We start from the raw sequence: 12,162 nt of genomic DNA, 5'->3' as shown, positions 1-12,162 counted from the left end.
ACGGAAAACTGTTTGTCGCCGCTCTGCGTGACAACACCCGACAGGTCTTTTTCAGTTTGCCGCTAAACGGAACAGATACGGATACCCGAATTCTGTTAAGGGGAAGAATAGTTTATGAAGGCAACAGAGAAGCCGTCTCCTGATGCTGCCATGCCCTCTTAAATACAGGACCTGCACCTGTGGGTGATACGGACCATATATACCCCAAAATTCGCTCTGGCCATGCAGTTACGGCGCTTTCTTTGTTCCGGGTCATATTGCCATGCGCAGGCTATCGTGGCCCATCACAGGCTGATATTAAGAATACTGTTTAACGTTAACCATTCATAAAGTCACTAGACCAATATGCAAAAAAGCGGCAATATTATTTCCCTGCATAATATGGGACTTAAGGTATGACACTTGCTAATGCCCCTTCAGTCACAACTGACCGGGCGAACACAGTAATCGCGATGTGTAGCAGCGCTCCCATTTAAAGGGAAGCGCCCGAATAGTCCAGTGAACTCTCACAACAACCTGCAAGGCCTTGCCACGCTGCCGTACTGCGAGGGTGCTGAGTTAAGCCCTGCTTGAAAACAAAGCCAAAAAAGATTTCTGCCGTGATGACGTCATTGACGGACAGCTGCGTATCTGCCCGATCCGCGGGGCACTGACTCGTCTGGGATAGCACGTAGGCAACATAACCGACAAAGGAACCAAATGAATCTGCCGTTTAAGAAACGCTATATCTTGGGAGGGCTGATGGTGGCCTTCTTCCTGTACAAATGCAGTGGCCCGGATGAGGACGCACAATATCAGCAGGACCGCTTAAGCCGTGCCGCGGATGATGCGCGTGAACAAGCGAACCTGGAAGCCGTGAGCCAGAACCAGCCTGTCCCATATGCGCCAGTGGCCGCTGTACCTGCACAACCTGTCATCATTAACCAGCAGCCGACCGTGGCTCGTGATGATGGCGGTTTCTGGCAAGGTCTGGTTATGGGGCACCTGTTCAGCAACTATCACACACGAGATCAACAGACATACACCCGCCGTTACAATATCCAGCGCAATGTGACCCATGTCCACAACGTCACTAATGTGGCCAACCTTCAGCACACGCAACCTGTAACGAATACTCATAAGTCTACCCAGTCCGAACCCACACTCTGGAATCAGCCCGGTGCGGCTGTGCATAGCTCCAGGCCCCAAAAAACCAGCTATAGCTACAAGTCGTCGGGTTATCGTTCCAGTAACAGGAGCAACCGCTAATGTCTGCAAACTGGAGAGACAACTATTGCAAGCTGGCCGGGGACACTTTGCTGTTTGATAAAGCTCCTCCGCGCGCTGAAGTGGTCCTGGAAGTGATCGGGGAAAATCGTTATATCTTTGCCGAGGCATTCAGGGCCGGGGCCAAATGGTGGCACTGGGATGGTTTGCGTGGCCGTCGTGGGCTAGCGGGTGGCATGATCGTCGATTGCCACTGTAAAGCCACACGCCAGCCCCGCCCGGAGCGCCTGACGACCATTAATAAGGCTCAGAAGGAATGGGATGCAATCTTTGGGGTATCCAGGTCAATAACCATGGAAACGTTGGCTCCCTGTATGGTGTGCGGCGTAACAGGCATTCATGCTTGTACCGGGTATCCAGTTAAAGCCCTATCACCAGAGGAAGAAGGCGAACTGAAACGCAGGCTGCAGGAGGTGGGAAAGGAAATACGCAAACCCGATGCTATGAGCATATCCCTGAAGACCTGCATGGTGTGCGGCATACTTTCGGCGGATGGTGTGGTTCATAACTGCTCGCCGAACTGGGGCAAGTCATCCAAACCTGCACCCATGATCCTTCCTCCGGCCGAGGTGAAGTCTAAGTTTGTATCTTTTTTCGCTGAGGACCGCTTTGGGACGCGTCCCTGGATGCGCATCAGCCGATACGACCACATCAAGGTGTGCTTCTCTCTGATGGAGCACTTTACAGGCATGCTGGTGGAGGTGGAATTGGATCTCACCAATCAGCAGGTAAGAATCGGTGAATCGGACCACGGCAAGCAGCTCAATTCCCGGGGTTATCTGCATACCAGAAACCTGGCGAAGTACATCGAGTTTGGTGATGACAGCAATGTGATGGTTTTTCTGGACAAAAACCCTGATGGGTGGCTCTACGCCTCCCTGCCTTTAAAAACGCAAGATGAAAGAACCGAGCTTGTTTGATAAACCACCGAGATGCACTGGGGTGAGTATTTAAGCTTGCAAGGTCATCTCTGACTGTCGCCCTGCTGGCTCTGGCCGCGCCTGGGTAATTGCCTGGGCGTCATTCCATGATGACTTGCTTTTTGTCGAACTATTCCTGGTCGATGATGTTTTGCAAACCTTCCCTATCCTAAATTGTGCTACCGGTTTGGGAATTCTCAATCCGCTGGCATTAATTCGTCCTAAAAAATATTTTTACGTACTCTGGATGCTATCCGGCGCGAAAAAAATACCTCTCTGCATAACTCTCCAATTGTGAAGAAAATATGATGACATTGTTCCTTTTATGTATCTAAACGGAACAATAACAAGTCTCATTTTTTCGATTTAATAGGTGTGCATGATAACGCAATAGATAATTCTAGCTTGATGAAGTATCTAATAGAGCAACAATTAGCATGCTAAACATCCTTTTACAGCAGCATTATCCATATCAATAGCAAGATCTTTCTTTCGCTTGAAGATTAGCACCCCATTCCAATCAATGACTTATAAATTATTTTGAGCATTTGTGTGATTTTTTACTGTTAATAAATAACGGTTTAGCTAGCTCCTTATTTCGGAACGCGAACTAGCACCAAAAAAGATCTTGTGATCCATCCGAGCTTACTAGTAACATTTATTTCGTTCCAAAACTGTCCAGAGTAGGAACCCAGAATCACCCCCCGACAATGTGAGGTTAGGAATGCCTGGCGCATTAGCAGCGACGGCGGGAGTAGCGGAAAACTCATCCAAAGACTGGGTGGTGTTTACCGGGAAATTGCCAAGTGTCCTGAAGAAGAAAATCAAAATGGCATCGGCAGAAAGCGGCATGAAGCAGCAGGAAATTCTGGCTGAGGCCCTTTCACAATGGTTGCAGAAGAATGGCCGTTAAATCCTGATTTTGCTCTCAGCGCAATAAAGAAATGAATTAATTCGATAGCGGGTTTTTTTACGTGAATTTTCGCGGGACCAAACTCGGCTTGTGAATGGCAAGGAACGTTTTTCTTTTATAATATTAATGGGTTATTTATGAAAAAGGCTATTTTAGCGACCATTATCGCTTCTGCGATTTCAGCACCAGCTTTCGCAGTTATACAAACCCCAGTTGCACCGACAGCTGGTGACTTTAATGATACTGACGTACAAGATTGGGGCACAAAAGTACGTGCTGACCTCACTCACATTGACGGTAACGTCACTCTGAATGCCACAGGCATCGGTGTGAACAGCGGGAATATTGCTACTGCCCAACAAGACCTGGCTAATCTGACAACTACCGTTACCAATAACCAGAAAAACCAGAAAACTATCAACAACTCCCTGAAGCAGGGTAATGCTGATAACAATGCCGCGATTGCTAAGAAAGCGAATAAAGCTGACGTTATCACGCTGGCTAATGCTGCACAGGAAAACGCGGTAAATTACGCTGATAAAGTTGGCGACCAGGCAATGGCTCACGCTGACAAACTGATCGACCAGTCTTTTGATTACACAGATACCGCAGTCGATACTGAAACAGTCCGCGCCGATGCAGCAGAGAAGAAGAATGCTAAAGACATTGCTTCTAACAAATCAGATATCATTGGCAACACCGCTGATATCGCCTCCAACCAAGCTAACATCGCGACCAACAAAACTGGCATTGCGGGCAACAAAGCTGATATTGCTAAAAAGGCTAACCAGGCTGATGTTGTCACGCTGGCGAATGCAGCTCAGGAAAACGCTGTAAATTACGCTGATAAAGTTGGCGACCAGGCGATGTCCCACACTGATAAGATGGCAGAACTGTCTTATGACTACACTGATGCCTCTATCAAAGATGAAGCTGACCGCGCTGACGCAGCAGAGAAGAAGAACGCTGCGGGTATTACGGCCAACACCACCAACATCAACAATCTCTCCACTCAGATCGGCGGTAAAGCAAATCAAGTTGATGTCACTAAGCAGATCAACGCTGCCCAGGACAACGCTGTAGATTACGCTGACAAGCTGGCCGAACAGTCTTATGACTATACCGACGCCGCTGTCAAAGTAGAAACTGATCGTGCCGATGCAGCAGAGAAGAAGAACGCCGCCGGGATCACCACCAATGCTACGGGCATCACTCAGAACAAAGATAGTATCGACTCACTGACTAGGGGCCTTGCGCCATACATTAACAAAGTCATCACCACTGAAAACCTGGTAAATGACCCGACCACTGGCTTGGCTGCTACTAAAGCCATCGCTGATAAAAACAAAACTGATATTGCAGGCAACACAACCAATATCACTAACCTGACTACTCAGGTTGGCGGCAAAGCTAATCAGGTTGATGTCACCAAGCAGATCAATGCTGCTCAGGACAACGCTGTAGATTATGCCGACAAACTGGCAGAACAGTCCTACGACTACACCGATGCTTCTATCAAAGATCTGTCTAGTGTAGTTAACGGTAAAGCTAACCAGACTGATGTCACTAACCAGATCAACGCCGCTCAGGACAACGCTGTAGATTATGCCGACAAACTGGCAGAACAGTCCTACGACTACACTGACGCCGCTGTCAAAACTGAAACCGACCGCGCTGACGCCGCAGAGAAGAAAAACGCTGCTGGCATTACGGCCAACACCACCACTATCAACAATCTCTCCACTCAGGTTGGCGGCAAAGCGAATCAGACTGATGTTCTTACGCTGGTTAACAATGCGCAGAACAACGCTGTAAATTACGCCGATAAAATTGGCGATCAGGCGATGACGCATGCCGACAAGCTGGCAGACATGTCTTATGACTACACTGATGCCTCTGTCAAAACTGAAGCTGACCGTGCTGATGCAGCAGAGAAGAAAAACGCAACTGGCGTGGCTGACAACAAAGCAGCCATCAAAGCTGAAACTGACCGTGCTACCAATGCCGAAAATGGTCTGGACAAGCGTGTAACCTTCAACCACCAGCAGACGTTGTCTCTGGAAGGTGAGATTCAGAAAAACAATATCGCTGATATCAAACGTGATACTCGCATGGATGGTATTGATCAGTCCGTTAAGACTGAAGCTGCTACCCGCACTGCTGCTATCAACCGTGTTGATGGTGATATTGCTAAGAAGGCTAACCAGACTGACGTTACCAAAATGGTTAACGCCGCTCAGGATAACGCTGTAGATTATGCCGACAAACTGGCAGAACAGTCCTACGACTACACTGACGCCGCTGTCAAAACTGAAACCGACCGCGCTGACGCCGCAGAGAAGAAAAACGCTGCTGGCATTACGGCCAACACCACCACTATCAACAATCTCTCCACTCAGGTTGGCGGCAAAGCGAATCAGACTGATGTTCTTACGCTGGTTAACAATGCGCAGAACAACGCTGTAAATTACGCCGATAAAATTGGCGATCAGGCGATGACGCATGCCGACAAGCTGGCAGACATGTCTTATGACTACACTGATGCCTCTGTCAAAACTGAAGCTGACCGTGCTGATGCAGCAGAGAAGAAAAACGCAACTGGCGTGGCTGACAACAAAGCAGCCATCAAAGCTGAAACTGACCGTGCTACCAATGCCGAAAATGGTCTGGACAAGCGTGTAACCTTCAACCACCAGCAGACGTTGTCTCTGGAAGGTGAGATTCAGAAAAACAATATCGCTGATATCAAACGTGATACTCGCATGGATGGTATTGATCAGTCCGTTAAGACTGAAGCTGCTACCCGCACTGCTGCTATCAACCGTGTTGATGGTGATATTGCTAAGAAGGCTAACCAGACTGACGTTACCAAGCAGATCAACGCTGCGCAGGACAATGCAGTAAATTACGCTGATAAAGTTGGCGACCAGGCGATGTCTCACGCCGACAATCTGGCAGAACAGTCCTACGACTACACCGATGCTTCTATCAAAGATCTGTCTACTGTAGTTAACGGCAAAGCTAACCAGACTGACGTTACTAACCAGATCAACGCCGCGCAAGACAACGCAGTAAACTACGCTGACAAGCTGGCAAATCAGTCCTATGACTACACTGATGCGGCTGTCAAAGTCGAAGCCGACCGCGCTGATGCAGCAGAACAGAAAAACGCTGGTGGCGTGACTGACAACAAAGCAGCCATCAAAGCTGAAACTGACCGTGCTACCAATGCCGAAAATGGTCTGGACAAGCGTGTAACCTTCAACCACCAGCAGACGTTGTCTCTGGAAGGTGAGATTCAGAAAAACAATATCGCTGATATCAAACGTGATACTCGCATGGATGGTATTGATCAGTCCGTTAAGACTGAAGCTGCTACCCGCACTGCTGCTATCAACCGTGTTGATGGTGATATTGCTAAGAAGGCTAACCAGACTGACGTTACCAAGCAGGTTAATGCTGCCCAGGATAACGCTGTAAATTACGCTGACAAACTGGCAGACCAGTCCTACGACTACACTGACGCCTCTATCAAAGATGAAGCTGATCGTGCTGATACAGCAGAAAAAGCAAACGCTCTGCATATCATCACCAACTCGATCAACATCAATACTGCTCAAGACAATGCGGTGAATTATGCCGACCAGGTTGCTGAGCAAGCGATGACTCACGCTGACAAACTGGCAGATCAGTCATACGACTACACGGATACCTCCGTCAAAACTGAAGCTGACCGTGCTGATGCCGCAGAGAAGAAGAACGCTGCGAACATCACTAACAACACGACTGCGATCACCAACAACACCACCAACATCACCACTGCTCGGGGCGATATTACTTCACTGAACAAGCAGACCGATGACCTGAAGATCAGCAAAGCGGATAAAGGTGATGTGACCAATGAAACTGTTCGCGCCACCCTGGCTGAAATGCAGAACAAACGTGATATCAACAAGAATACCAACGATATTGCGAATAATTCCAAAGTGGAAGCACAGCACTTTACAACTCTGCAAACTGGCGTGAAACAAGCTACTGATTTGGGCATTTATGCTCAGAGCCGTGCTGATGCTGCATTCCAGAACGCTGAAGCTAACCGCAAAGCTGTGCAGGCCACTAACGCTAAAGTAGCGGCAAACACCCGTCAGTTGGCTGATCATGAATCTCGTATTCAGACTCTGGAAACCAAGAGCAATAAAGGCTTCGCAGACCTGAAGCGTCAGATTGATGACAACAAACACGAAGCAAATGCTGGCATCGCTGGCGTGGCTGCGATGGCAAACATCCCACAAGTTACTGAAGGTCAGCAATTCTCCTTCGGTGCGGGCCTGGGTGCTCGCGGTGATGAACAAGCGGTAGCAGTTGGCTTCTCTGCTCGCCTGGCTCCTAACGTTGTAACCAAAGCGTCTATCTCTACAGATACGCAAGATGGTTTCACCATGGGCGCCGGCGTGTCTTACGGCTGGTAATACCTCAAGCTCTCCCTTCGGGGAGGGCTTTTAAAACGGTCACTACGGGGGCCGTTTTAAAAGCCTCATTGAGTGCTGACCAGCTCCATTAACCGACAGGAGAAACCAAATGAAGAAAGTGCTTTTTGCTATCGCATTGCTCTTTACCGCTTCGGCTGCGGTTGCTTGCCCTAAAGGTACGCATCCTCACGGCGGTACAGGCTCCCACCACGCTGGTGGAACCTGCTTCTAAGCCGAAGGGCATGGATGCCCTACCAGTAGTTTCATCATTATTAATTGACCTTTGGTTAGTAGGTGTTTGGAACCATTACTGCCCCTCTCTGCCATGTAGGGGCTTTTTTTTGACCGGGGTGATAACAGACTAAACATTTTCAACAGGGATGCTATTCGCCCTCTATGGGGCATTATAAAAATATTGGAATCATTACGATGAAAAGCAAACTGGCGTTACTGGTAGTCGCTGCGATTGCAGCATCAAGCGCAGCTCACGCTGCCGAGATTTACAATAAAGACGGTAATAAACTTGATCTTTATGGCAAGGTGAAGGGTGAGCATGATTTTGCTGCTCATAGCAATTCAGATGAAACCTATGCTCGTCTTGGTTTTAAAGGTGAAACCCAGATCGCCGATCAGGTAACGGGATTTGGTCAGTTTGAACATCAGTTCAACGCCAATCAGCCGGAAGGCGCGCAGACTGAATCTACCCGTGTGGCATTCGCTGGTCTGGACTTCGGTGAAGCGGGTGCGATTGACTATGGTCGCAACTACGGTGTGGGCTACGATATAGGCTCTTACACTGACGTTCTGACTGAATTCGGCGGCGACTCTTATCAGTACAACGACAACTACATGAACGGTCGTTCTACTGGTTTGCTGACCTACCGTAACAACAAGCTGGTGGATGGTCTGTCTGTTGGCCTGCAATATCAGGGCAAAAACGAAGACAACCGCAACTGGAAAAAATCCAACGGCGAAGGCTTTGGCGCATCCCTACAATACGATATTGCTGATACTGGCGTAACCGTAGGTGCTGCATATACCAATGCAAAAACCACCGATGCAACAGATAGCTTTGGCACCAAAGTAGCGTCTGGTGAGAACGCCGAATCCTGGTCAACTGGCGTGAAATATGATGCCAATGCGGTTTACCTGGCAGCGATCTATTCCGAAACCCGCAACATGACCCCAATCACGCTGAAAGACGCAGTGGCTAAAGGTATTGACGCTCTGGCATTTGCTGACAAGACCGAAAACCTGGAAGTCGTCGGTGCATATACCTTTGACTTCGGTCTGCGTCCATCCATTGGTTATGTGCAGTCTCGCCAGAACATCCATGGTTTAGGCGCTGAATATGCAACCAAATATGTTCAGGTCGGCGTGGGCTACAACTTCAACAAGAATTTCCTTGTCGATGCGGCTTACAAAATCAACCTGGTTGATTCCGAACTGTCCCAGTACGGCATCAATACGGATGATTCTTTCATCCTGGGTGCTACCTACCAGTTCTAATCTGTCTGCCCCGCTCACGCGGGGCTTTTATGCGCCCTGGGCAAAACCAGTCAGCTCTTTGCTGAAGCAATAACTGCGAGTCATTTTTGGATGGATTTAACAGCAAATGACAATGAAAAAACCTTATAAAATAACGATCTCAATAATCCTTTTGAGCATGCTGGCTATCGAGATATTCGATGCCCTCGCGCCGCTGCGTCGCGGATTGTTTAACGAATTTTTCGTGAGGAAAGTGCTGGTAGTTGCCGCTCTGGTCCTCACTCTCGCCGGATGCTCAGGATCAAGTGTGGGCATTGGTGGCGCTACAGGTTTTCCCGGTGTAGGTCTGGGTGCTGGCTTCTCATTCCCGATTGGCACAAATCGGGATGAAGCGAACAGTGCCTGGGTGAGTAAGGTTAAGGGACTTGTGGAGAGCAAGATCCCTGACCTGAAAGCTCATTATGGCAAGATCTGCACCGTGCGCGTTACTGCCGATAAAGATGGTCAGTTGATGGATGTCAAACGCATGGATGGGGATAGCAAATTGTGTGATGCCGTTATGAAAGGCTTCTACACCTTTAATAAATTACCTGAACCACCAGCATCAATGGCCGAACACCTGAAACAAGGGATGATCATTGATATTAGCCCGAACTAATCCTGTCTGACTTAAAAAGTCAATGCTGTGTGGCGTATGCCACTTACTAACTACCCTGTGGTTAGGCTTGCCCCTCTGTCCGAGGGGCTTTTTTTGTGTGCTATGCCCGCAACCCGGTGCCTCTGAAATGAGCACTTTGCCAGCGAAAGTTGACTCAGCAACATCTGATATAGTTATCTTTTTGAATGGTAGTAAAAAAGAAAAATTTATTCACGAGGCCAAACTCACCGTCGTTCTTCACGAAATTAAAAAAGTATCATTCTCTTATGAAACGGTCGCCAACCAAGAACAGTTGTCTGACAGTTATTTCTTAGTCGGCTAAAAATCAGTCGGCAGCATTACCGGGTAGAATAACTGCTTTAAAAAAAGTATTTGGGCAGAATAGCAATGACATCATATAGGCTGAGGGAATGGCAGAGTCATTGCCTGGATGCAGCAATAAATGATTATCAATCTGGATCGCCTCATTCTCGTCATTTTTAGATGAAAGGTGGTGTACTTATTGTCTAAGTTTTTATGCTTGATACCAAAAGTCTGCCCATTGAAAAGTTGTGAAAGGAGATAAATCGGCCAAAAGTTAGACAAAACCCTTGTAAGATGCACCATCCAAAGGGTTTCTACGTTTTAGTTAGATGTATATTTCGCCTTTTAATCTTCCCGTTTCGCTCAAATTAGTATAAAAAAGCAGGCTATTTCGGTTATCCCCCTATTGATATGCTTAGCAGGAGCTTTCCCTTGAATATTTCCAGGATTTCTCGTCTGGCACTGGCCCTCGCATTTGGCGTGACGTTGTCTGCGTGCAGCTCTACTCCGCCGGATCAACTGCCTTCAGAGCAGGCCGCACCAGGCACGGCTTCCCGTCCGATCCTTTCCGCTGATGAAGCGAAAAACTTCCAGCAGGCTCGCTACTTCACGGCCATGGATCCCAACGCGGCGCCGTGGAGTCCTTACGCCATTCGCCTGCCTGAGCAGCCGAACTTTGTCGTTGGCCCGGCAGGCACTCAGGGCGTTACGCATACCACTATTCAGGCGGCGGTGGATGCAGCCATTGCTAAGCACAGCAGCTCCCGTCAGTACATCGCCATCTTACCAGGCGAGTACGAAGGCACCGTGTATGTGCCTGCCGCACCGGGTAGCGTGACCCTGTACGGTACGGGCGAGAAACCAATTGATGTGAAAATTGGTCTGGCGATTGATTCGGAGATGGATACCGCCACCTGGCGTCGTCTGGTCAACCCGGGCGGTAAATATATGCCTGGCAAACCGGCCTGGTACATGTTTGACCGTTGCCAGAGCAAGCACAGCGCCACCGTCGGCGTGATGTGTTCCGCGGTCTTCTGGTCGCAGAACACCGGCCTGCAGCTGCAGAACCTGACCATTGAAAACAATCTGGGCGACAGCGTTGATGCCGGAAACCACCAGGCGGTAGCCCTGCGTACTGATGGCGATCAGGTGCAGATCGACAAGGTCAATATTCTGGGTCGTCAGAACACCTTCTTCGTCACCAACAGCGGCGTCGAGAACACCCTGAAAAACAACCGCATCACCCGTACGCTGGTGACTAACAGCTACATTGAAGGCGATGTGGATATTGTCTCCGGTCGCGGTGCGGTGGTGTTTGATAACACCGATTTCCGCGTGATGAATACCCGTACCCAGCAGGAAGGCTATGTCTTCGCCCCGGCCACCCTGTCGAACATGTTCTACGGCTTCCTGGCAGTGAACAGCCGCTTCACCGCCGCTGGCGACGGTGTGGCGCAGCTGGGCCGCTCGCTGGACGTGGATTCGGCCTCTAACGGTCAGGTGGTGATCCGCGACAGCGTGATCAACGAAGGCTTTAACATGGCAAAACCCTGGGGCAACGCGGCGATTTCTCAGCGTCCGTATGCGGGTAATACCGGTGCGGTGGATGACAAAGGCAACGTGCAGCGTAACCTCAACGACGCGAACTTTAACCGCATGTGGGAATACAACAACCGCGGTGTAGGCAGCAAAGTGATCGCAGAACCGAAGCAGTAATCGGATTAGCAAAAAGGGGGAGTGACTCCCCCTTGATGCTGCGGCTGGGCACGTCAGGCACAGGTCTTAAGATACGCTTCCAGCAGTTGCAATACTGCAACCATGAGTTGCAGGAACAGAATTACCCATCCCATACTGCTCATACGCCACTCCTTTGGTCAGGAGCACTTCCACTGTCTTACCTTTCCGCTGCCTGTCGCCAGTGGGCGTTGGTTTACATCGATGTGCTCCGCAGTTAAGGCACTGACGGCACCACCCGCCAGCCAGGACTTGAAAACGATCCCTGATTGCGGACTGCCACACATTGATACCAACAGCTGATTATAAACAGACACAACTGTATATTTAAACAGCTCACATGCAAATAAGAATTTATAAAGACTAGCGATTAAAATTACAATAAATCAAATAGTTACATTTAATTCATAA

At 49.0% G+C, this 12,162-nt stretch carries 9 protein-coding genes; 8 read left to right on the top strand and 1 reads right to left on the bottom strand.

Annotation, left to right across the window (positions count from 1 at the left end):
* Positions 1–699: 699 nt before the first annotated feature.
* The 8 genes from V7Q49_RS22075 to V7Q49_RS22040 all read left to right on the top strand — a co-directional run bounded on the left by V7Q49_RS22075 (position 700) and on the right by V7Q49_RS22040 (position 11,733).
* Positions 700–1,248: a hypothetical protein gene (locus V7Q49_RS22075; RefSeq protein ID WP_333855221.1), complete on the top strand. Its 549-nt coding sequence runs from the start codon at positions 700–702 to the stop codon at positions 1,246–1,248.
* Entirely contained in the window at positions 1,248–2,186 is a 939-nt protein-coding gene (locus V7Q49_RS22070; RefSeq protein WP_333855220.1) for a hypothetical protein, read from the top strand. Before V7Q49_RS22075 ends, V7Q49_RS22070 begins: the two co-directional genes overlap by 1 nt.
* Positions 2,187–2,910: 724 nt before the next feature.
* Positions 2,911–3,099, top strand: a complete 189-nt coding sequence (locus V7Q49_RS22065; protein ID WP_333855219.1) for a hypothetical protein — start codon at positions 2,911–2,913, stop codon at positions 3,097–3,099.
* 137 nt (positions 3,100–3,236) lie between these two features.
* On the top strand, positions 3,237–7,568 hold the full coding sequence (locus V7Q49_RS22060) for a YadA C-terminal domain-containing protein (RefSeq protein WP_333855218.1): 4,332 nt from the start codon (positions 3,237–3,239) through the stop codon (positions 7,566–7,568).
* 429 nt (positions 7,569–7,997) lie between these two features.
* Positions 7,998–9,077, top strand: coding sequence for a porin (locus tag V7Q49_RS22055; protein WP_333855217.1), 1,080 nt, complete (start codon positions 7,998–8,000; stop codon positions 9,075–9,077).
* Positions 9,078–9,183: 106 nt separating this feature from the next.
* Positions 9,184–9,714 carry a cell envelope integrity protein TolA gene (locus V7Q49_RS22050; protein ID WP_333855215.1) on the top strand — a complete coding sequence of 177 codons (531 nt, stop codon included), beginning with the start codon at positions 9,184–9,186 and terminating at the stop codon, positions 9,712–9,714.
* Positions 9,715–9,841: 127 nt separating this feature from the next.
* The gene (locus tag V7Q49_RS22045) at positions 9,842–10,036 is read left to right on the top strand and encodes a hypothetical protein (protein WP_333855213.1); all 195 of its coding nucleotides are present in this window, start codon (positions 9,842–9,844) and stop codon (positions 10,034–10,036) included.
* A 413-nt stretch (positions 10,037–10,449) separates the two neighbouring features.
* Complete coding sequence (locus V7Q49_RS22040; RefSeq protein WP_333855211.1) at positions 10,450–11,733, top strand: putative acyl-CoA thioester hydrolase; 1,284 nt, start codon at positions 10,450–10,452, stop codon at positions 11,731–11,733.
* Positions 11,734–11,786: 53 nt separating this feature from the next.
* On the opposite strand, the gene V7Q49_RS23605 is transcribed toward V7Q49_RS22040, so the two are convergent.
* Positions 11,787–11,867: a hypothetical protein gene (locus tag V7Q49_RS23605; protein ID WP_442913091.1), complete on the bottom strand. Its 81-nt coding sequence runs from the start codon at positions 11,865–11,867 to the stop codon at positions 11,787–11,789.
* Between the last annotated feature and the right edge of the window lie 295 nt (positions 11,868–12,162).

The organism is Leclercia sp., from assembly GCF_036780805.1.
Classification (GTDB): Bacteria; Pseudomonadota; Gammaproteobacteria; order Enterobacterales; family Enterobacteriaceae; genus Enterobacter.
Note: the sequence above shows the minus strand (reverse complement) of the source record. Positions and strands in the feature narration are given on the sequence as shown.